Consider the following 23,106-nt stretch of genomic DNA (forward strand, 5'->3'; position numbering starts at 1 on the left):
ATAGGAGAGAGTATGAATGAAGGTACTTGAAGAAGTTAAACCAGCAACCAAAGCGAAAATGAAAAAGCCTGAATTACTCGCACCTGCTGGTAACTTAGAAAAATTAAAAATCGCAGTTCATTACGGTGCTGATGCTGTATTCATCGGGGGTCAAGAATACGGTTTACGTTCAAATGCAGACAACTTTACAATGGACGAAATTCGTGAAGGTGTAGAATTTGCCAATCGTTACGGTGCTAAAATTTATATTACAACGAATATTATTGCCCATGATGAAAATATGGAAGGGCTCGACGACTATTTACAACAATTAGAAGCAACTGGCGCAACAGGCATTATCGTAGCGGATCCATTAATTATTGAAACGTGTAAACGTGTTGCACCGAAACTTGAAATTCATTTGTCTACGCAACAATCGTTAAGCAACTATAAAGCGGTCGAATATTGGAAAGAAGAAGGCTTAGACCGTGTCGTTCTTGCGCGTGAAACAGGTGCGATGGAAATGAAAGAAATCAAGGATAAAGTGGATATTGAAATTGAAGCTTTCATTCACGGTGCCATGTGTATCGCTTACTCTGGTCGTTGTACACTCAGCAACCATATGACAGCACGCGATTCTAACCGTGGGGGTTGTTGTCAAAGTTGTCGTTGGGACTATGATTTATTAACAGTCGATAATGATGGCGAACTCGATGTCTATTATGAGGATGGCAATGCTGTTCCATTTGCGATGAGCCCACGTGATTTAAAACTCATTGAATCGATTCCGAATATGATGGACTTAGGTATTGACTCACTTAAAATCGAAGGCCGAATGAAATCGATTCACTATATTGCAACAGTTGTTTCAGTATATCGAAAAGTGATTGATGCTTACGCTGAGGATCCAGAAAACTTTAAAATTAAACCGGAATGGCTCTATGAATTAGATAAATGTGCAAACCGTGACACGGCACCTGCATTTTTCAAAGGGACTCCGGGGTATGAAGAACAAATGTTTGGCAATGAATCAAGTAAAAAAGCACCTTTTGACTTTATCGGTTTAGTATTAGACTATGACCAAGACAGTCAAATGGCGACAATACAACAAAGAAATCACTTTAAACCAGGTCAAGAAGTTGAGTTTTTCGGACCTGAAATTCAAACCTTTAAACAAGTCGTCGATAAGATCTATGATGAAGAAGGAAATGAACTTGATGCCGCACGACACCCATTACAAATCGTGCAAATCAAAGTTGACCAGCCTATTTATCCAAACAACATGATGAGAAAGGAAGTTTAAAGAATGGCAACAACGATCATTGGTATTGCTGGAGGCTCTGGTTCAGGTAAGACATCTGTGACAAATAAAATTATGAATAATTTAGAAGGCCATAGTGTCGCACTTATTGAACAAGACTATTATTATAAAGATCAATCACATCTGACATTTGAACAACGTCTTCAAACAAATTATGATCATCCTTTTGCGTTTGATAATGATTTGTTAATTCAAAATCTTAAAGCATTGCAATCCGGTCAAAGTGTAGAAGTCCCTACATATGACTACACAAATCATACTCGTAGCGATAAAACGATTGCATTTCAACCTAAAGATGTTATTATCGTAGAAGGTATATTTGCGCTAGAGAATGAAGAATTGCGCAATATGATGGATGTTAAGATTTACGTAGACACTGATGCAGATTTAAGAATTTTGCGCCGTCTTGTGAGAGATACTAAAGAGCGCGGTCGTACAATGGAATCTGTCATTGATCAGTATCTGACTGTTGTGAGGCCGATGCATAACCAATTTATTGAACCGACTAAAAAATTCGCGGATATTATTATTCCTGAAGGTGGTTCTAACAAAGTTGCTATTGACATCATGACAACTAAGATTCAAGCACTTGTACGTAAAAAAGATTAAATCATAGTTAAAGGAAGATGCAAACAATGGAAAACCAAAAACAATATCCAATGACGCAAGAAGGATACGAAAAATTAGAAAAAGAATTAGAAGAATTAAAAACAGTCAAACGACCTGAAGTTGTTGAAAAAATTAAAGTTGCACGTAGTTTTGGTGACTTATCTGAGAACTCAGAGTATGATGCAGCGAAAGATGAGCAAGGTTTTATCGAGCAAGACATTCAACGTATTGAAACAATGTTACGTCATGCGTTAATCATTGAAGATACAGGAGATAACCATGTTGTCCAAATTGGTAAAACTGTGACATTCGTTGAACTTCCAGGTGACGATGAAGAGTCATACCAAATCGTGGGTTCAGCGGAATCGGATGCGTTTAATGGTAAGATTTCAAACGAATCTCCAATGGCACAAGCGCTCATCGGCAAACAAGTAGATGACGAAGTTCGTGTACCACTTCCAAATGGTGGAGAAATGAACGTAAGAATTGTAGATATTCATTAATCCATATCGTCATGGTGAAATGCGTACGAATGAATATCATTATAAGGTTAAACGATTGATGAATGCGCAACAAATAAATAAAAGCTGGGATAACTTCATTGTATCCTAGCTTATTTTTTTATATGTACAGATTAAAGATAACGTGAACAGTTTGGGAATGAACTGTAATTCCGAGTATTAACCTCTTATATTTATCGATACTAAATTGTCAGTCATACTTTATAATGATAAAATATATATTTGTAAGGGCTTTCCAAAAGGGGGAATGTATATGCATTTTCGTCAAATTAGCGAGCAATCTTTTATGATTTACTTTAAAGCTGAAATTAGTGAGACAGTATATCAACATGTTAATGCTGTTATGGCTCACATAGAAAGGATTAATCATCCGCACATTCAAGAAATTGTGCCTTCTTATCGCGCTATTTTGGTATATTTCGATGGGATTAAAACAGATGTTGAAACTTTAATCGAAGCACTTCAACTCGATACATTCGATCCTCAACAAAGTAAGATGCGTACGGAAAGAAAAAGAATTGTGAATATTCCTGTACGCTATGGTGGGAAATGGGGACCAGATATTGAGGTTGTAGCGCATCACAACAATTTATCGATTGACGAAGTGATTCAATATCATACTGAAAAACACTATCTTGTATACATGATTGGTTTTATGCCAGGATTTCCATTTTTAGGGGGTTTAAGTCCTCACCTTTATACACCCAGAAAAGAAGAACCAAGAATTAAAATTGATGCAGGTTCGGTAGGAATTGCCAACAATCAAACCGGTATATATCCATCTGATTCACCAGGTGGCTGGCAGATTATTGGACGGACTCCGATAGATGTTTTTAATCCTAGTCGGGAGCCGAAAATTTTATACCAACCGGGTGACAGAATTAAATTTTATTCTATTAATGAAGAACAATTTTTACATATTCAAAAATATGTGCGTAAGAATCAACTAGATTATGATGAATGGGTGATGATAGAAAATGTCCATTAAAATTATCAAACCTGGATTGTTTACGACAGTTCAAGACAAAGGACGTATAGGTCATCAGTTTGAAGGCTATTCACCTGCTGGCGTGATGGATCGACCGAGCTATGACATTTTAAATACATTATTAGAAACAGAGGCACAACCTGCTTTAGAATTTACGATGATTGGTCCGACGATTAAATTTCTAGATCACAACCTATTTGCAATCACCGGTGCACCGTTTTCAGCCACTTTAAACGGCCGACCTATTCCACATCAATCGGTAATCAAAGTTGAAAAAAATGATATTTTAGAAATTGGACGCGTGATTGATGGGATGCGAGGGTATATCGGATTTGCAAAACCGTTAGAAATTCCACTTGTTGAAGGAAGTTATGCAACACATACACGGACTGGCATCGGGGGTTTCAAAGGTCGTGCATTGCAAGTGAATGATGTGATTCCTACAAAGGCTACACGGATAGATCATCAACTTATTGGTCGCTCAAGTGATTTTTCAAGTTTTACGAAAGCGAGACAGCTACCGATTGGCTTGATGGACGGTCCACAATTAGAATCATTTACACGACAAACGATTAAAGACCTTGAACAACTTGAGTTTACTATTTCAGAAAATTCAGACCGTATGGGTTATCGCCTTAAAGGTCCCTCGATACAACCTTTTGCAGATGCTGACATTATTTCTGAACCTGTCGCATTAGGTTCCGTACAAGTTCCGAAAGACGGTCATCCTATTATTTTACTCAATGATCGGCAAACTGTGGGAGGTTACACAAAAATTGGCACAGTGATTGATTGTGACATTGTTGATATTGTTCAAAGACAACCTGGTGATAAGGTGAAATTCGAATGGATGACATTTACCGAGGCGAATGAAATTTTAGCGCGAAAAAATAGAAAGCTGGAAGAGGCAAAAGCCCAAATTCGGGAACAACCTCAGCGGATTTTAAATCACATTCGACCGACGCAACAAAAAATAAAAACCGTATTAAAAGGAGATCGTATACCATGGACTTAAAGCAAATCGAGCAAACATTGAATCTACTCAAGCAATATGGTGCAAAGCATTTTAAATATCGTGATGACGAGATGGAGTTGGAATTAGATTTATCGTCCATTCAACAAACAGGAATACCTGTACATGATCAACAAATTGCGCAACCATCAAACAATGATGGAGAGGAAGCGCAGCAACCGACAGAGCTTTCGGAAGACGCTTCAAAAGTGATTCGTTCACAAATGATAGGTACATTTTATTTACAAGATGAAAAAGAACTGACAAAACCAGCTGTGAAAGTTGGCGATAAAGTCAATAAAGGGGATATTATTGGCTATATTGAAGCGATGAAAGTGATGAATGAAGTTACAGCAGATGTGTCGGGCGAAGTTACAGAAGTGCATGTCGGTCATGGTGAAAACATTGAATTTAATCAAGTGATTTTAACGTTGAAGTAAGGGGGGATTCCATGTTTCGAGTTTTAGTTGCAAATAGAGGTGAAATTGCAGTACGTATTATTCGGACGCTTAGAGAGCTAAATATGGAGTCCGTTGCCATTTACGCTGTTGGTGATGAAAACAGTCTGCACGTTAAGTTAGCTGATCAGGCGGTTTGTATCGGACAAGCGAACCCATTAGACAGTTATTTGAATATCCGTAATATATTAGCAGCTGCAGAAATGACAAAAGCGAATGCCATTCACCCTGGTTATGGTTTTTTATCTGAAAGTCCTGTGTTTGCTGAAAGGGTTGAAAATGAAGGGCTTTATTTTATCGGACCGACGAAAGAAACGATGCAACGAATGGGGGATAAAATTACTGCACGTCAAACTGTGGATGAAGCAGGGGTACCAATTATACCTGGTTCTAAATCGTCAGTTGAATCCGTAGACGAAATTAAAGCACTCTCTGAAGAAATCGGTTATCCCCTAGTCATTAAAGCAGCGAGTGGTGGTGGCGGAAAAGGAATTCGTATCGTTAAAGAAGAATCACAACTTGAACGTGCTTTTAAAGAGGCGAAAAGTGAAGGCAACAAATACTTCAATGACGACCGAGTTTATATAGAAGCTTTTATTCCGGTAGCGAAACATGTCGAAGTACAAGTCCTTGGAGATGGTCAATCACGTTATATTCACTTAGGGGAACGAGATTGTTCCGTACAGCGCAAAAACCAAAAACTGATTGAAGAATCACCATGTAGTGCACTAAGTGAAGCAATGCGAGATAATATTTGCAATGATGCTGTGAAAGTCGCAAAGGCAGCACAATATCGAAGTGCCGGTACTATTGAATTTCTAGTGACTGAAGATGCATATTATTTTATTGAAATGAATGCACGTATTCAAGTTGAGCATACAGTGACAGAAATGCGTACAAATGTTGACTTGGTGCGTGAACAATTACGCATTATGCAAGAGGGCACGCTTTCACTAACACAAGAGGATATTCACTTTTCTGGGCATGTCATTGAAGCACGAATCAATGCGGAAGACCCACAAAATGCATTTCGTCCAACACCTGGTACAGTGCAAAGATTGCATTTACCACAAGGATTTAATATACGTGTTGACTCACTACTTTATAGTGGTTATACTGTTTCTTCATATTATGATTCGCTCGTTGCTAAAGTGATTGTAAAAGGTGAAAATCGTGCGCATGCGATTGATAAATTAAAGGTCACATTAGACGAACTCGTCATTGACGGTTTTATGACGACGGCTGATTTCTTGTATGCCGTATTATCTTATCCGCCCTACTATGAAGGCGATGCACGTGACGTTGACATTAAATTCTTAGATCGTCATCGTATTTTTAAGGAGGAGAATGAAGATGAAAGTTGATTTAAACTGTGATTTAGGGGAAAGCTTTGGTAATTATCAAATCGGCAATGATCGAGCAGTTTTGCCACTGATAACTTCTGCCAATGTCGCGTGTGGTTTTCACGCGGGTGATGAAAATGTGATGGCCGAAACTGTGCGCCTTGCTAAAGAAAATGGTGTGAGTGTTGGTGCACATCCTGGATTTCCTGACTTACAAGGTTTTGGTCGTCGCAATATGGATATGTCATTAACTGAAATTTATAATATGGTTGTCTATCAAGTGGGGGCTTTAAAGATGTTTTGTGATATTAACGGTGTTGCGCTTAATCATGTTAAACCGCATGGCGCACTTTATCAAATGGCCGTAAGAGATGAAGACATTGCTCGAACGATTGCCTCTGCAGTTTATGATATTGATCCGCAATTGTATTTAGTCGGTTTATCAAAATCTTTACTTATTGATGCAGGCAAAGCACAGGGCCTTAAAGTCGCATCAGAAGTATTTGCAGACCGTCGTTATGAAAGTGATGGTCAATTAGTGAGCCGTAAAAAAGAAGGTGCGATTATTGAGGGCACTGAAGAAGCCATTTCACAAGTAATTCAAATGGTAACAGAGGGCACGGTCGAAACAATTTCAGGTGAAGTAATCAATATTGAAGCAGATACAATTTGCATTCACGGTGACGGCGCACATGCACTTGAATTTGTTCAAGAAATTCGTTCGCGTTTAGCCGAGGTGAATGTGGATATCGTAACATTAGGGGGTTAATCGATGAAAAAAGAATCCAATCAAATTGAAAAATCAGGTGAATTTGTCTTCACGAAAACACATAAAAGGTTGTTGCTTGGCTCTGTATTTTTAATGGCTACATCTGCAATCGGGCCAGCATTTTTAACTCAAACTGCTGTATTTACCGAACAATTTTTGGCAAGTTTTGCTTTTGCAATTTTATTGTCTATTATTATTGATATTGGTGCACAAATGAATATATGGCGCGTACTTGTCGTGACAGGTTATCGTGGACAAGAAATTGCAAATGAAGTTGTCAAAGGGCTAGGCACTTTTATCTCTTTACTTATCGCATTAGGAGGATTAGCGTTTAATATCGGAAATATTGCTGGTGCTGGGCTCGGTTTGAATGCTATTTTTGGATTGGATGTTCGTACTGGTGCCGCAATGACAGCTGTAATTGCCATCTTAGTCTTCATTTCTAAAAATGGCCAGAAAATCATGGATGTCGTGACAATGATACTCGGTGTACTCATGATTTTAATTGTTGCTTATGTGATGATACAGTCCAATCCGCCTTATGGTGAAGCAGTACAGCGCATGGTGTTACCTGAAAATCCTTCAGCACTTGTATTGCCTATAATTACATTAGTGGGTGGTACTGTAGGCGGTTATATTACATTTGCAGGTGCACACCGTATTTTGGATGCAGGCATTAAAGGGAAAGACTACTTACCATTTGTCAATCGTTCAGCAATTTCAGCGATTTTAACAACAGGCGTGATGCGTGGTTTACTATTTTTAGCTGTACTTGGCGTCGTTGTGACAGGTGTCACATTAAACCCTGAAAATCCACCAGCATCTGTTTTTGAACATGCCATAGGACCTATTGGTAAAAATATTTTTGGTATCGTTTTATTTGCAGCAGCCATGTCTTCAGTGATTGGTTCAGCGTATACGAGTACGACCTTTATTAAAACGATGCACAATAAATTAAAAACTTATGATCATTTTGTTGTCGTAACATTTATTGTGTTATCCACTTTGATTTTCTTATTTATTGGTCGCCCAGTAAAATTATTAATCATTGCTGGGGCATTAAACAGTTTGATTCTACCAATTATTTTAGGTACTGTATTGATTGCCTCTAAAAACAAACGTATCGTAGGAGATTATCAACACCCAACTTGGATGTTGCTTTTTGGTATCGTTGCAGTGATCGTCACAATTTTTACAGGTTTCTTCTCATTACAAGGATTAGCAGCACTATGGAGTCAATAAAAAATTAAATATGATTAACTTTGAAGGGCTAGGACATTCAGTTGTCTTAGCCCTCATTTTATTATAAGATTTACTTTTGAATACTGATAGGTGGTGGGAAACGCATTGTCCCATTCCCAGAGCACAACAGTTAAATTTGTTTTTTAAAAATCAACAATGATATCACTCTGATAAAACTGAATTCACTTGTGTAAATATGATAAAATGACTACGGTAAATATAAAATTGGAAATACTATTTTTTGAGGAGGCATTTGAATGATTGGAATCATCGGTGCAATGGAAGAAGAAGTCGCAATTTTAAAATCTCAAATGGATGCGGTAGAAGAAATTAAGATCGCGCATGCTATTTTTTATAATGGGAAATTAAATGATAAAGATATTATTTTAACACAAAGTGGCATCGGTAAAGTGAATGTCGCTATTTCTACAAGTTTATTGATTGATCGCTTCCAACCCCAATGTATTATTAATACAGGGTCAGCGGGTGGCTTACAACCTGGATTAGCACTTGGCGATGTTGTGATTAGCAGACAAGTGGCTTATCATGATGCTGATGCACGTGCGTTCGGTTATGATATGGGACAAATTCCAGGAATGCCGACTTATTTTGAAGCAGACACGTCATTATTTGAAAAGGTAGATGACGTCTTAAAATCTTTAAATCAAAACGGTAGAGAAGGGTTGATTGTTTCAGGAGATAGTTTTATCGGTACAAACGAACAGCGTCAAGTCATTTTAAAACATTTTCCTGAAGCTTTAGCAGTTGAAATGGAAGCAGCAGCCATTGCCCATACATGTCACCAGTTTCACGTTCCATTTATCGTAACACGTGCGATTTCTGATTTAGCGGACGGTGAAGCGGGCATGACTTTTGAAGCATTCCTTAAGGTCGCAGCAAAGTCATCAAGTCAAATGGTCAATGAACTTGTGAAAGTACTCTAATATATCACACAAATATTGCTCATAAATATGCTATAATATAACGAATGAAGTCTTTTAAAGTGGAGGATGAACATGGGTATCATCAAGCAATTATTTTTACCAAATCAATATGTAAATTCGATTTATGAAATTGATTTTGATAAACTTCAACAATTGAACATCAAAGGCATTATTACAGATTTGGATAATACATTAGTCGGCTGGGATGAAGCACAACCGACACCGAAAGTTGAAAATTGGTTTAAAACTTTAGATGAGCAAGGATTTAAAGTAACTGTTGTTTCTAATAATAACGAACAGCGAGTAAAATCATTTTGTCAAAATCTAAAAGTGGATTATATTTTTAAAGCACAAAAACCTAGAGGAAAAGCATTACGTCGCGCAACAGAACAAATGGGTATTCAAAAAGATGAAGTGGTTGTCATTGGAGACCAAATGCTAACTGATGTATTTGGCGGTAATCGTCACGGACTTTATACGATTATGGTTGTGCCAGTGAAAAATTCAGATGGCTTTATTACAAAGTTTAATCGTTTAGTTGAACGACGCTTATTAAAGCATTTTAAAAGAAAAGGCTATATTAAATGGGAGGAATCGTAATTGACTGAAACTCTAAAATGTATTGGTTGTGGGGCTACATTGCAGTCTGAAGACCCTCAAAAACCAGGTTACGTTCCAAAAGCAAGTTTAGATAAAGAAGATGTCATTTGTCGTCGTTGTTTTAGATTGAAAAATTACAATGAAGTTCAAGATGTTGGCATGGAAAGTGACGATTTCTTAAAGTTATTGAACGGTTTATCAGACAAACCGGGAATCGTTGTGAATTTAGTTGACGTATTTGACTTTGAGGGGTCTTTTATTCATGCTGTCAAACGCATTGTCGGTAATAAAAAGATTATTTTAGTCGCGAATAAAATTGACTTATTGCCTAAACAAATCAATAAGCGCCGTGTTACGGAATGGCTAAGACGTTTAGCTAAGGAATACGGTTTATATCCTGAAGATGTTTGTTTAATTTCTGCATATAAAGGGATAGGTATTGATGATTTATTGCAAACGATTGAAAAGCATCGTGAAGGGCAAGATGTGTACATTGTGGGTACCACTAACGTCGGAAAATCAACGTTAATTAACAAATTGATTGAACAAACAGTAGGCGAAAAAAATGTCGTAACAACTTCTCGTATTCCAGGTACAACTCTGGATATGATTGATATTCCAATCGACGAAGATCATTACATGTACGATACACCTGGTATTATTCAAGAACATCAGATGACGCATTATGTATCGACAAAGGCATTAAATACGATTATGCCTAAAAAAGAAATTAAGCAGCGTGTCTACCAATTAAATGAAGCACAATCGTTATTTATTGGTGGATTGGCGCGCGTCGACTACTTAAAGGGTGGTAAGCGCCCACTCGTTTGTTATTTTTCGAATGAGTTGAATATCCATCGTACGAAATTAGAAAAAGCGGATGACTTATGGCGTAAACAAATCGGAACATTATTATCACCGCCGTCACCGAAAGAGCCATTTGATTTTGATCAGTTAAAAACAGTCCAATTAACAACGGGAAATGAGAAAAAAGATATCATGATTTCAGGTTTAGGATTTGTCACTGTGGATGCAGGTGCAGAAATCGCTGTGATTGTACCTCAAAATGTAGAAGTCACACTTAGACCTTCAATCATGTAAGGAGGGTGCGCATTTATGAAATTTGCAGTGATCGGTCATCCAATTGACCATTCTTTATCACCACATATGCACCATGCGAACTTCAAAAGTTTGAACCTAGATTATGGCTATGAAGCATTGAATATTCCACCTGCCCATTTCGAACATATTCGAGATATTATTAGTGACAAAGCGCTAGACGGCTTTAATGTAACAATTCCGCATAAAGAGCGTATTATCGAGTACCTAGATGAGATGTCGGATGAAGCACGTGCCATTGGTGCAGTGAATACAGTTAAAATTGAAAACGGCAAATGGATCGGCTATAACACTGATGGGACTGGATTTGTTAAAGGATTGCAGGCAAAGTATGGCGATTTAACTGATGCGCACATTTTGATTCTTGGAGCAGGGGGCGCAAGTAAAGGGATTGCGTATGCGTTATCTCAAGTGACCGACAAACCAATATCAGTGGCCAATCGCTCTATGTCTCGTTTTAAAGATTGGCAGTTAGACATTCAATCTTATTCACTACAAGATGTGGCGTCCATTGCCCACCAATTCGATATTATCATTAACACGACACCTGTTGGCATGCATCAATCTCAAGAAAGCGTCATGTCATTTGAGCAATTGAAACCGGATGTACTTGTCTGTGACATTATTTACATTCCATTTCAGACGGCATTTTTAAAAGAAGCTGCTGAAAAAGAATGTGCGACATATAATGGATTAGATATGTTTATTTATCAAGGTGCTGAGAGTTTTAAAATATGGACGGGATTAGATAGTGACATTATGACGATGCGTAACGCAGTAATAAAAAAATTAAATCCAACTACAACTTAAGGAGGCCATTATGGCATTAACAGGTAAACAAAAAAGATTTTTAAGAAGTAAAGCTCATCACGTTGATCCAACTTTTCAAATCGGTAAGTCTGGAATCAATGAAAACATGGTTGAACAATTAAAAGAAACGCTCGAAAATCGTGAACTGATTAAAATTCATATTTTACAAAACAATATGGATGATAAAAGTGAACTGGCTCAAAATATTTCTCAAGCAACAGGAAGCGAATTAGTCCAACTTATCGGTTCAATGATCGTCCTCTATAAAGAATCTCGAGAAAACAAACAAATCGAGTTACCTTAAATATGAAAACAATTGTTGTTTATGGTGGACAATTCAATCCGATTCATAGTGGACATGAAATGGTTGCAAGTGAAGTGAATGCAGCCATTCAACCAGATCATTTTTATTTTATGCCGAGTTTTATGTCACCATTGAAAAAACATGATGCTTTAATTGAAGTTGAACATCGTATCAAAATGGTTGAAATGGTCATTGAAAATTTAGGTTTTGGGACACTACGTTTAGACGAAATTGAACGTAAAGGTCAAAGCTACACTTATGATACTTTGTTGAATATACATCATGAATCTCCTGATGCAAAGCTGTATTTTGTAATTGGGACGGATCAATATGAGCAACTGGATCGCTGGTATCAAATTGACGCATTGAAAACTTTCGTGACATTTGTTGTCGTGAATCGTGGTGATGTGATTCAAACCGATGATAATACGATCATATGTGTGAACATACCAGAGATGGCTATTAGTTCTACTGAAATTCGACAGAGAAGGTCTCAAGAGCAAACAATTCATATGTGGGTGCCACTGAACGTCGAGCACTACATATTGAAGGAGGGGTTATATGGATCGAACATTCGCGATTGAACTCGTCGAACAAAAGCTACCCAAAAAGAGATTTGAACATTCTTTACGTGTAGCGGAAACGGCAGTCAAACTGGCAGAAATTTATGAGGGAGATAAGGAAAAAGCAGAACTTGCAGGGATATTACATGACTTTTGTAAATATGACGATTTAAGCTTTTTATACCAACAAGTGACACAATACGATCTCAACCACGATTTATTAAGTTATGGCTCGGAAATTTTGCACGGACCTGTATGTGCAGCAATCATGAAGCATCATTATGGTGTCCAAGATGAAGAAATTTTATTGGCGATATATAATCATACGACAGGGCGTAAGCATATGACCAAAACTGAAAAATTGGTTTTTATTGCTGACTATATTGAACCTGGTAGAAATACGCCAAAAGTGGAAGAAATTCGAGATATGGTATACAATGGCGGTGGGTTAGATAAAACAATTTATGAAATATCTAAAAGAACTGTCTTGTACCTCGTCAAAAAGGATGTCAGTGTATACCAAGCCACAATTGATTGTCTGAATTACTATAATTTTAATGACTCTAAAATAAAGGATGATTAAATGAACGCAAAAGATTTATTAATGTTAACAGTTGAAGCAGCCGATGCAAAAAAAGCAGAAGAAATTATTTCGCTAAATATGAGCGGTGTTTCTGATCTCACAGACTATTTTGTTGTATGTCATGGGAATAACGAAAGACAAGTTCAAGCAATTGCGCGTGCTGTTAAAGAAAGTGCTGAGTCACACCAAGTTGAAGTGAAACGTATGGAAGGCTTTAATGAGGCGCGTTGGATTCTTGTAGATTTAACTGACGTGGTCGTACATGTCTTCCACAAAGATGAACGTAGCTATTATAACCTTGAAAAACTGTATCAAGATGTTGAAATGTTAGGCTATAAAGAGGTTATTAACGCATAATGCAATATGAAAATTTAAGTGCATTTTATGACCGGCTCACAGATGATCAACCCTATGAACTGTGGCTCGAGTTGATACAAGAAACTCTTCAACAACAAAAGGTTTCTCGTGTACTCGACATTGGTTGTGGCACAGGGACGATGACACAGCATTTTACACAATTTGCTGATGAAGTCATGGGTATGGACTTAAGTGTTGAAATGTTAGCTTTAGCCAAGCAAAAATCAAGTGAAGTGCAATGGATTGAAGGAGATATGTCAGATTTTAACCTTCATGTCGACTTTGATTTAATTACAATTCTTTGTGATAGCTTGAACTATTTACCTGATGAAATGGCAGTGATGGCGACGTTTGAACACGTGTACCAACATTTGAATTCAGACGGCTATTTGATTTTTGATGTTCATACAACGCATAAAATGACACATCAGTTTAACGGACAAGTTTATCTTGATGACCGAGAAGATTTAACGTTAGTATGGCAAACTGAGCCTGCTGAAGCACCATACAGTGTTTGGCATGATTTAACATTCTTTATATTAAACGAAGCACAAACTTACGTCAGACAAGACGAATCACAATATCAGCGTACTTTCGAAAAAAATCAGTATATTGATATGTTGAAACAAGTTGGATTTACGCAAATCGACACATTTTATGATTTTAATCGAGATATACAAGATCCAGAAAGTGACCGCTTATTCTTTATTGTGAAAAAATAACAAGTAAAAAACCTCCTTCATACGTGTAATCCGTATGATAGGAGGTTTTATTTATGTTTTCTGTAGATCAATTCATCGCTATACTTAAACAGTACAAAATCCAAACAGCAGCCATCATTGCTTTTATTCTAGTTATTGGAGGATGGTTCATCTTTCAATCAGGTAAAGAAGATACGTCTAAGGATGCTCTAGCGATGCAACAAGCACATCGGATTGAAATGCATCAAGAAAAATCAACAAGTAAGGATAAAAAAGACCAAAGTACTCAAAAAATTATTGTTGATATTAAAGGGGCAGTGAAAAAACCGGATACGTATGAAATGCAGGGAGATGATCGGATGAAACAGTTGTTAGATAAGGCAGAACCATTAAAAACTGCTGATTTAAGTCATGTCAATTTAGCAGAAAAGTTAACCGATCAAAAAATGGTTTACATCCCGAGTCAAGGGGAAGTATCACCTTCTAACGCGCATCATTCAGTGCAACAAGATCATTCATCAACGCCGTCTGCAACACAGAATATCACGGTCAATTTAAATACAGCAGACGAAAAAGAACTGACACAAATTCCGGGCATAGGTCCATCAAAAGCACAAACTATTATTAAACATCGTGAAGAAAACGGACCATTTCAAAGTATTGAAAATTTGAAAGATGTTAAAGGCATCGGAGAAAAATCATTTGAAAAACTAAAGGATTATTTAACTGTTTAAGACTGATTAGGGTGCTACTAGTCGAAGTGAATCGAATCCTATATAATAGGGGTAAAATGAACAATGTTACGAGGTGACAAAAAACATGAAACGTATTCAATGGCATGATTACTTTATGGCGCAGTCTCATTTATTAGCATTGAGATCCACTTGTACACGTCTTTCTGTGGGTGCAACAATTACGAAAGATAATCGAATTATTGCAGGTGGTTATAACGGGTCAGTTTCAGGTGAAGTCCATTGTATTGATGAAGGATGTTTAATGGAGGATGGACATTGTATTAGAACGATACACGCTGAAATGAATGCGTTACTACAATGTGCTAAACAGGGTGTTTCTACTGAAAATGCAACGATTTATGTGACGCATTTTCCTTGTCTAAACTGTACAAAATCCATTATTCAAGCGGGTATTAAAACCATTTACTATGCTGAGGATTACCATAACCATGACTATGCAATTAAATTGTTAAATCGAGCTGGTGTGCATTATGAAAAAATTAGTTTTAATCCTCAACACATTGCGGAATATTTATTAAAAGCATAATGACTTATTTGTTACTTACATATGTAATTGGACACATTGCATATCATCATATATTAACTGCATGCTTCATTTATAGTGCGATTGCATGCAGTTTATGTATAAAAAGAAAGTCATGGTTATTCATTGTTTCGACCTTAATTATGGTGCTCATAGGTTATACAGTCGAGACGATACAACAACGTCATGAAAGCACCGTTTCTACAGTAACAATGCAATCATCCCCCAAAACGATAAGCGTCCATTTGACCACGTTGCCTATTGTAACAGATCCTCTTTTATCCGTTCAGGCAACGTTGAATCAAGAAACCATATTAATAAAAGGACGTATAGAGCCACAACAATTTATCCCTAATGCACATTTTTTTCTGACTCATCAATGTCCATTGACAGGTACATTTCAACCGCCACTATATCGTCATCAATCTCCACGCTTTATGGTTAAAAAAATTGAATTTGATCAATGTTATGTTGTGCAACCTACGCTAAAACAACGTATTGCGTATTTAAGGAATGTTGTCACTGAGCGGTTGTTAAAATCTCCACTTTTTGGAAAAGGAGAAATGATAGCGATCGCAACAGGCAACTCGAATTATTTAGATGCGAAAATGAAATCATTAGCGCAACAACTTGGTATTTCTCACTTATTTGCAGTAAGTGGGACTCATGTGAGTATACTCATTTTTCTTTTTTATGCGATAGGCAAACGCCTTCCGTTACCATTGTTTGTCACCGAGGTGGGACTGATTCTCTTTTTACCTATGTTCTTAATTTTTGTAGGTGCGAGTCCAAGTGCAACACGTGCTGTTGTGATGACGTTGATCTTACTTGTTGTTTCAAAGTATTGTCGAATGACTTCACTTCAATCACTTCTACTCGTTTATATCGGTATGAGTTTTTTGAATGCAGACTATCATTATCATTTAGGTTTTTTATATTCATTTTTAATTTCTGGTATATTGATTTTGATGAAAGACATTTTTAGGCAGCGACCTTATTATCAATCACTCTTTTTAGGTTCTTATATTGCTGTTATCGCATCCATTCCTTTAAATTATGTACAACTCAATGAGATTCAATGGCAAGGTTTAATCTCGAACCTATGCTTCATTCCTCTCTACAGTATCATCGTCATCCCACTTTCATTTGCAGTTGCCATCACTGCAATCATTGCACCAAACACCTTAACTGTATTCACGCATATCACACAAATTATATTTGATTTACAATCTTTTTTATTAAAACGGCTTACGGTATTAGAAAAATTCACGTTACCGATTCCCGATTTTGGAGAATTTGGGTTCCTTTGTTGTACGATAGTAACATTTTTACTACTTTATTTACTTTCTCGTAGGCGATACTTCCTCTCTATATGTCTGGTTTGTTGCTTGTGTATACTGCTTTGGCAACTTCATCCACGTTATAGCAACCAGATGACAATGATTGATGTAGGTCAAGGTGACGCTATACTATTTCAAAGTCAAACAGGTGAAACACTGATGATAGATACAGGTGGTGCATACGAAAATCATCAATTCTATCAATCGAATGTAAATATTGCAAAGAGAAATATATATCCACTATTTAAGAAGATGGGTATACGACGAATCGATTACCTTATCATTACGCATGCACATCAAGATCATATGGGTGAAATTGAACACTTATCGCAATATGTATCTATTAAACGTGTGGTTATCAATCCGTCGCACTTTGATGAAGCAAAGTTTCAAAAGGTGCAGCATGTGATTGAAAGAGAGCACGCCCAACTGTATTCATATCAGGACATCTCTCGCATTAAATTAGGTGATTTTCAATTTCAATTTTACAACACAGATATTCCTGAAAGTGATGATCCTAATGAACATTCAATTGTGACATTAGCTACTATTCATGATAAGCATATTTTATTGATGGGAGACGCTACAACAAAAAATGAAGATGCGTTATTAAAACAATATATGCTACCACACATTCAGATTTTAAAAGTAGGCCATCATGGAAGCCAAACAAGTTCTTCTAAAACCTTTCTTAACCTCATTCAACCTGAGATCGCACTCGTTTCTGCGGGTAAGCATAATATGTATCATTTACCGCATCCTTCAACAATACAAAAATTACATGACATTGGTGCACAAATATACAATACTGCTGATAATCATCATATTCATGTCATGTTTGACCCCTCTAATCCTACAGGTTATTCGTTGCGAAATGAACCGTTGAAATGATAATGAAGTCAGCTCATTATTCATGTTATAATACAGCTAAAGCAATGAGATAGAGAGGAATCACATCATGTCAAATATTCATGTCATTCACGGTGAAGTCCCAGAATTAATTGAGCGTGAAACAGAGCAACTTACTAAAAAGTATTTGGGCAATGAACCTAAAGATGACTTTAATTATGTTAAATATAACTTATATGAAACGACCTTAAACACAATTATAGAAGAGGCAATGACATTACCATTTTTTTCTGATAAAAAGATTGTCGTTGTACAAAATAGCTATATTTTTACAGGTGAAAAGCCACCTAAAGAAGCACAGGCAAACACAGACAGCTTGTTAGAATTTATTGAAAAATATGATGGCGCTTCTTTGATTATCTTTCAAGCTCAAGCAGCAAAGTTAGACGAAAGAAAAAAGGTTGTAAAAGCATTAAAAAAAGTGGCAAACATTAAGAAAATTGAACAAATGACTGAGCAAGAAATGCAAAAATGGATTCATCAGTATTTGAATCAGTCATTTAAAGAAATTAAACAAGATGCCTTAGAAGCGCTCATTCAGTTAACAGGTATACAATATCGCATGATTAAACAAGAATTAGACAAGTTGTTATTATTTGTTGGTGAGCGTCCGACTATAAATAAAGACGATGTTCAGACAATTGTAAATAGGAGTTTGGAGCAAAACGTTTTTTTATTGACGGATTATATTCAAAAAGGGCAAAAGGCACAAGCGATTTCACTTGTTAAAGATTTAATACAATTAAAAGAAGAGCCGATTAAATTGTTAGCGCTAATTACGAGTAACTACCGTCTTTATTATCAAAGTAAAATTCTCAATCAAAAAGGGTACTCTGGCCAACAAATCGCAAAGACGGTAGGTGTGCATCCTTATCGTGTAAAGCTTGCATTGAATCAAGCAAGAAAATATGATCTAGAGACGTTATTAACGATTATGGATGTTTGTGCAGAAACAGATTACCAATTAAAATCCTCTTATATGGATAAGGTGCTCATTTTAGAACTGTTTATTATGAAGTTGTAAATGATGGCTACCACAAATTTGATGATAAAAATGTGATGCTGAAGGAGCCGGGACATTAAGTTATCCCATCCCAATTTATTGCGGTGCTATGTCCACTGTTGATGATCATAAAGATGAAATAAGGGAGACTTGTACTTAAAAAGTTGATAGTATGGATAGTTTTCATTTCAGAAACTTGCTCGTCGATTTCTGCATCTGGAGTAGGATTGCCCGAAGGCTGAGACTCCTGAGGGATAAAATAAACATCTAATTATGATTACTGCTGTTTAATAGTGGCTACTGTTTAACGCAGTAGCTGTCTGACTTCTCAATGCACATGCTTTTGAGAAGTCTAGCCAGCCTTGCGGGGGCAGTACGACGAAATCTTTGTTACACATAAGATTTCTGTACTACTCCCAAAATCCAATTCGGCTTCTATCTTATGTATGTTTAGATCAAGCCGAATTTAGTTGAAAGGTCAACCCCTGGGAACGCGAAGCCATATGGGTAATCAAAAATACAATTCATAGCAGAAGGGCAAGTTAAACCAAATATTGCATCAATACCATCAAAAATTTTTATGTCCCAGTCCTACGCTAATAGGATATGCAAGTGCCTCTTATATTGTCGCGTGGGGGAGCCGGTTTAAAACAAATAAAAAAGAGCTATACCTCAATGGGCACAGCTCTTTTTCATTATTTTGCTGACATTAATTTTGATTTCATTCTATCAGCTTTGTTAGAATGAATTAAATTCTTTTGAGCAGCTTTATCAATACGTTTCACTGCTTTGCTTACTAATTCTTGTTTATTATCAGCATTAGTTTCAATTGCTTTTTTCGCGCTTTTCACTGCAGAACGCATGTCATTTTTTTGTGAAATGTTTTTGCTTTCTGCTGTATGAGTTGTTCTCACACGTTTAATTGCAGATTTGATATTTGGCATGAAAGACACCTCCTATAATCGTCTTCGTATCAAAATAATTTGATTACAACAAGATTCATTCTATCAAAACTCTATTCATTGTGCAATAATTAATTGAACCGTAGAATTATTTTTTTCGGCGTGATGAAGCAATGTGTTAATATTAGCTCGTTGACGGAAGATTGAAATTAACAAAAAATGAATTCTACATAAAGCATGGTACTGACGCATTTCACCTATTGTTATGCGTCATCATAGAGTTGCAATTAACGCTTAAAAACGTTATTATAGCAAAGATGTAATCGTTAATTTACGGGTAAACTTATGAAAGTGAGTATGATGATATGGATAACCAAGAACGTTTGAATAGACGTGAAAATATCAGGAATTTTTCGATCATAGCGCATATCGATCACGGAAAATCAACATTAGCTGATCGAATTTTAGAAAATACAAAGTCTGTTGAATCTCGAGAAATGCAGGCACAATTGTTAGATTCTATGGATTTAGAGCGTGAACGTGGTATTACAATTAAATTAAATGCAGTTCGATTAAAATATGATGCTAAAGATGGACAAACATATACGTTCCATTTGATAGATACACCAGGACACGTCGATTTTACATACGAGGTGTCACGTTCGTTAGCTGCATGTGAAGGGGCAATTCTTGTCGTCGATGCAGCACAAGGTATCGAAGCACAAACATTAGCGAATGTCTATTTGGCACTCGACAATGATTTAGAGCTAATTCCTGTCATAAATAAAATCGATTTACCAGCTGCTGAGCCAGAACGTGTTAAACAAGAAGTTGAAGATGTCATTGGTTTAGATAAAGATGATGCGGTTCTAGCGAGTGCGAAAGCCAATATCGGCATTGATGAAATTTTAGAAAAGATTGTTGAAATGATTCCACCACCTGATGGGGATCCGGCAGCCCCATTAAAGGCGTTAATTTTCGACTCTGAATATGACCCATATCGCGGTGTCATTTCTTCTATTCGTGTTGTTGACGGCGTGGTCAAAGCAGGAGACCGTATTCAAATGATGGCGACTGGCAAAACATTTGAAGTGACTGAAGTTGGTATTAACACGCCAAAAGAATTACCAGTTGAAGAATTAACAGTCGGTGACGTAGGCTATATCATCGCAAGTATTAAAAATGTCGATGATTCACGTGTCGGGGATACAATTACCCATGCCCATAGACCCGCTGAAACACCTTTAAAAGGGTATAAGAAGATGAATCCAATGGTGTATTGTGGTCTTTTCCCAATCGACAATAAAGACTACAACGATTTACGTGAAGCGTTAGAAAAATTACAGTTAAACGATGCTTCATTAGAATTCGAACCAGAATCCTCAAAAGCACTTGGATTTGGTTATCGTACTGGGTTCCTCGGTATGTTGCATATGGAGATTATTCAAGAACGTATTGAACGTGAATTTGGCATTGAACTGATCGCAACAGCACCATCTGTGATTTACACAGTTATCTTAAGAAATGGTGATGAAATTCAAGTCGATAACCCTGCACAAATGCCCGACAGAGATCAGATTGACAAAGTGTTTGAGCCTTATGTCCGTGCAACAATGATGGTACCGAATGATTATGTCGGTGCAGTCATGGAACTGTGTCAACGTAAACGTGGTCAATTTGTTAATATGGATTATTTGGATGACATTCGAGTGAGTATCGTTTATGAATTACCGTTGTCGGAAGTTGTTTTTGATTTCTTTGACCAATTGAAATCGAACACGAAAGGTTACGCATCTTTTGATTATGAATTTATTGAGAACAAAGAAAGTAACCTCGTGAAAATGGATATTTTACTTAACGGAGATAAAGTCGATGCATTAAGTTTTATCGTGCATCGTGACTTTGCATATGAACGTGGCAAAACGCTCGTAGAAAAATTGAAAACTTTAATCCCGAGACAACAATTCGAAGTACCTGTTCAAGCTGCAGTGGGACATAAGATTGTAGCGAGAACGAACATTAAATCAATGGGTAAAAACGTACTTTCGAAATGTTATGGCGGTGACATCAGCCGTAAACGTAAATTGTTAGAAAAGCAAAAAGCTGGTAAAGCCAAAATGAAAGCAGTCGGTAGCGTTGAAATTCCACAAGATGCTTTCTTAGCTGTACTGAAAATGGACGACGAATAAAGTGAAAAATACATGCTCCCGCGCATCTTGAGGTGTCGAGGGGGCATATTTTATGAGGTGAAGACTAATGAAGGCAAAAAGTGCGTATATTCATATTCCGTTTTGTGTAAAAATATGCACGTATTGTGATTTCAATAAATATTTCATTCAAAATCAGCCGGTTGATCAATATTTGAAATGTTTAGTGGAAGAGATGAAGCAATCAAAAGCATCTCAATTAGAAACGTTATTTGTTGGTGGAGGTACTCCTACAGCATTATCTGAATCACAATTAGAATACTTATTACAAGCCATTAATGACCAATTCGATATTAAAGGTGAATATACATTTGAAGCCAATCCAGATGAGTTAACCGAAGCAAAAGTTGCCTTATTAAAACAATATGGTGTCAATCGACTTTCACTAGGTGTACAAACTTTTGACGATAACCTACTTCAAACATTAGGTCGAAGTCATCAAAAAGCTGATATTTATCGCGCTATTGAAAACGCACGTCGTCATGGTATTCCGTCGATTAGTTTAGATTTAATGTATCATTTACCAGGTCAAACCATGGCTCAATTTCAAGACAGTTTAGAAGAAGCGCTCCGTCTTGATATCGATCATTTATCTAGCTATGGTTTGATTTTGGAGCCGCAAACCCAATTTTATAATCAGTACCGTAAAGGAAAGCTGAAGATGCCTAACGAAGATGTTGGTGCAGAAATGTATCAATTTTTAATGAACCGTATGAGAAATAGTCCGTTACAGCAATATGAAATTTCTAACTTTGCTAAAAAGGGACACGAATCCATTCATAATCAAGTATATTGGAAAAATGAAAATTATTACGGCTTTGGTGCAGGTGCGAGTGGTTATATTGATGGCGTTCGTTATACAAACGTTAATCCGGTCAATCATTACATTAAAAAGATCCAACAGCATGAACTTCCACGTTTAAGTGAAACAACACCAACTATTAAAGAACAAATTGAAGAAGAAATGTTCCTAGGGTTAAGAATGAATGCTGGTGTTGATAAAGTACAGTTTAAAAAGAAATATGAGCAAACGATAGAAGATATATATGCAAAGGAAATCATCTCTTTGGAAAGTCAACATCTCATCACACAAACAGACACGCATATCGCATTAACTGACCAAGGAAGGATAGTCGGAAACACTGTATTTGAGGCATTTATTCAAGTATAAAAACTTTTTTTGATAATTGATGCTTTAACGTTGACTTACTTTGACCAATTTGATAAATTATAATTAGCACTTG

Annotated in this window: 25 protein-coding genes; 24 read left to right on the plus strand and 1 reads right to left on the minus strand. The window is 36.7% G+C overall.

The genetic code is table 11. From position 1 onward, the window contains the following. Positions 1-16 precede the first annotated feature (16 nt). The 22 genes from CD138_RS09580 (at position 17) to holA (ending at position 18,774) form a co-directional block, all read left to right on the plus strand. Positions 17-1,282 (plus strand): peptidase U32 family protein, encoded by a 1,266-nt coding sequence (locus CD138_RS09580; protein ID WP_019169713.1) that lies wholly within the window; start codon positions 17-19, stop codon positions 1,280-1,282. A 3-nt stretch (positions 1,283-1,285) separates the two neighbouring features. Then, a complete protein-coding gene (udk, locus tag CD138_RS09585) occupies positions 1,286-1,909 on the plus strand; it encodes a uridine kinase (protein WP_019169714.1) in 624 nt (207 codons plus the stop codon). A gap of 26 nt (positions 1,910-1,935) precedes the next feature. Further along, on the plus strand, positions 1,936-2,412 hold the full coding sequence (gene greA, locus CD138_RS09590) for a transcription elongation factor GreA (protein ID WP_019169715.1): 477 nt from the start codon (positions 1,936-1,938) through the stop codon (positions 2,410-2,412). A gap of 271 nt (positions 2,413-2,683) precedes the next feature. Further along, entirely contained in the window at positions 2,684-3,418 is a 735-nt protein-coding gene (pxpB, locus tag CD138_RS09595; RefSeq protein ID WP_019169716.1) for a 5-oxoprolinase subunit PxpB, read from the plus strand. Then, entirely contained in the window at positions 3,408-4,433 is a 1,026-nt protein-coding gene (locus CD138_RS09600; RefSeq protein ID WP_019169717.1) for a 5-oxoprolinase subunit C family protein, read from the plus strand. The genes pxpB and CD138_RS09600 overlap by 11 nt, the downstream gene beginning before the upstream one ends. Further along, entirely contained in the window at positions 4,424-4,870 is a 447-nt protein-coding gene (locus CD138_RS09605; protein ID WP_019169718.1) for an acetyl-CoA carboxylase biotin carboxyl carrier protein, read from the plus strand. Before CD138_RS09600 ends, CD138_RS09605 begins: the two co-directional genes overlap by 10 nt. A gap of 11 nt (positions 4,871-4,881) precedes the next feature. After that, positions 4,882-6,252 carry an acetyl-CoA carboxylase biotin carboxylase subunit gene (locus tag CD138_RS09610; RefSeq protein ID WP_019169719.1) on the plus strand — a complete coding sequence of 457 codons (1,371 nt, stop codon included), beginning with the start codon at positions 4,882-4,884 and terminating at the stop codon, positions 6,250-6,252. Then, positions 6,242-7,000 (plus strand): 5-oxoprolinase subunit PxpA, encoded by a 759-nt coding sequence (gene pxpA / locus CD138_RS09615; protein WP_019169720.1) that lies wholly within the window; start codon positions 6,242-6,244, stop codon positions 6,998-7,000. Before CD138_RS09610 ends, pxpA begins: the two co-directional genes overlap by 11 nt. Before the next feature lie 3 nt (positions 7,001-7,003). Then, positions 7,004-8,242 (plus strand): NRAMP family divalent metal transporter, encoded by a 1,239-nt coding sequence (locus tag CD138_RS09620; RefSeq protein ID WP_019169721.1) that lies wholly within the window; start codon positions 7,004-7,006, stop codon positions 8,240-8,242. Positions 8,243-8,499: 257 nt separating this feature from the next. Beyond that, positions 8,500-9,186 carry a 5'-methylthioadenosine/adenosylhomocysteine nucleosidase gene (locus CD138_RS09625; protein ID WP_019169722.1) on the plus strand — a complete coding sequence of 229 codons (687 nt, stop codon included), beginning with the start codon at positions 8,500-8,502 and terminating at the stop codon, positions 9,184-9,186. 72 nt (positions 9,187-9,258) lie between these two features. Then, on the plus strand, positions 9,259-9,786 hold the full coding sequence (locus tag CD138_RS09630) for a YqeG family HAD IIIA-type phosphatase (protein ID WP_019169723.1): 528 nt from the start codon (positions 9,259-9,261) through the stop codon (positions 9,784-9,786). Next, positions 9,787-10,887, plus strand: a complete 1,101-nt coding sequence (yqeH, locus tag CD138_RS09635) for a ribosome biogenesis GTPase YqeH (protein WP_019169724.1) — start codon at positions 9,787-9,789, stop codon at positions 10,885-10,887. Positions 10,888-10,902: 15 nt separating this feature from the next. Next, positions 10,903-11,715: a shikimate dehydrogenase gene (gene aroE, locus CD138_RS09640; protein ID WP_019169725.1), complete on the plus strand. Its 813-nt coding sequence runs from the start codon at positions 10,903-10,905 to the stop codon at positions 11,713-11,715. Positions 11,716-11,725: 10 nt separating this feature from the next. Further along, positions 11,726-12,019 (plus strand): ribosome assembly RNA-binding protein YhbY, encoded by a 294-nt coding sequence (gene yhbY / locus CD138_RS09645; RefSeq protein ID WP_019169726.1) that lies wholly within the window; start codon positions 11,726-11,728, stop codon positions 12,017-12,019. Between the two features lie 2 nt (positions 12,020-12,021). Further along, positions 12,022-12,603: a nicotinate (nicotinamide) nucleotide adenylyltransferase gene (gene nadD / locus CD138_RS09650; protein WP_019169727.1), complete on the plus strand. Its 582-nt coding sequence runs from the start codon at positions 12,022-12,024 to the stop codon at positions 12,601-12,603. Then, positions 12,581-13,165 (plus strand): bis(5'-nucleosyl)-tetraphosphatase (symmetrical) YqeK, encoded by a 585-nt coding sequence (yqeK, locus tag CD138_RS09655; RefSeq protein WP_019169728.1) that lies wholly within the window; start codon positions 12,581-12,583, stop codon positions 13,163-13,165. Before nadD ends, yqeK begins: the two co-directional genes overlap by 23 nt. After that, positions 13,166-13,522, plus strand: a complete 357-nt coding sequence (gene rsfS, locus CD138_RS09660) for a ribosome silencing factor (RefSeq protein WP_019169729.1) — start codon at positions 13,166-13,168, stop codon at positions 13,520-13,522. Further along, a complete protein-coding gene (locus CD138_RS09665) occupies positions 13,522-14,244 on the plus strand; it encodes a class I SAM-dependent DNA methyltransferase (protein ID WP_019169730.1) in 723 nt (240 codons plus the stop codon). Before rsfS ends, CD138_RS09665 begins: the two co-directional genes overlap by 1 nt. 53 nt (positions 14,245-14,297) lie before the next feature. Next, positions 14,298-14,957 carry a helix-hairpin-helix domain-containing protein gene (locus CD138_RS09670; RefSeq protein WP_019169731.1) on the plus strand — a complete coding sequence of 220 codons (660 nt, stop codon included), beginning with the start codon at positions 14,298-14,300 and terminating at the stop codon, positions 14,955-14,957. 85 nt (positions 14,958-15,042) lie between these two features. Further along, on the plus strand, positions 15,043-15,504 hold the full coding sequence (locus tag CD138_RS09675) for a ComE operon protein 2 (RefSeq protein ID WP_019169732.1): 462 nt from the start codon (positions 15,043-15,045) through the stop codon (positions 15,502-15,504). Between the two features lie 140 nt (positions 15,505-15,644). Then, positions 15,645-17,732 carry a DNA internalization-related competence protein ComEC/Rec2 gene (locus tag CD138_RS09680; protein WP_019169733.1) on the plus strand — a complete coding sequence of 696 codons (2,088 nt, stop codon included), beginning with the start codon at positions 15,645-15,647 and terminating at the stop codon, positions 17,730-17,732. Positions 17,733-17,796: 64 nt separating this feature from the next. Then, positions 17,797-18,774 (plus strand): DNA polymerase III subunit delta, encoded by a 978-nt coding sequence (gene holA, locus CD138_RS09685; RefSeq protein ID WP_174700865.1) that lies wholly within the window; start codon positions 17,797-17,799, stop codon positions 18,772-18,774. A gap of 674 nt (positions 18,775-19,448) precedes the next feature. On the opposite strand, the gene rpsT is transcribed toward holA, so the two are convergent. Further along, positions 19,449-19,697: a 30S ribosomal protein S20 gene (rpsT, locus tag CD138_RS09690; protein WP_014613771.1), complete on the minus strand. Its 249-nt coding sequence runs from the start codon at positions 19,695-19,697 to the stop codon at positions 19,449-19,451. 323 nt (positions 19,698-20,020) lie between these two features. Here rpsT and lepA point away from each other — a divergent pair, with 323 nt between their 5' ends. Next, positions 20,021-21,844 (plus strand): translation elongation factor 4, encoded by a 1,824-nt coding sequence (lepA, locus tag CD138_RS09695; protein ID WP_019168644.1) that lies wholly within the window; start codon positions 20,021-20,023, stop codon positions 21,842-21,844. Positions 21,845-21,911: 67 nt separating this feature from the next. Next, the gene (gene hemW / locus CD138_RS09700) at positions 21,912-23,033 is read left to right on the plus strand and encodes a radical SAM family heme chaperone HemW (RefSeq protein ID WP_019168645.1); all 1,122 of its coding nucleotides are present in this window, start codon (positions 21,912-21,914) and stop codon (positions 23,031-23,033) included. Positions 23,034-23,106: the final 73 nt, after the last annotated feature.

This window comes from Staphylococcus intermedius NCTC 11048, from assembly GCF_002902385.1.
Classification (GTDB): domain Bacteria; phylum Bacillota; class Bacilli; order Staphylococcales; family Staphylococcaceae; genus Staphylococcus; species Staphylococcus intermedius.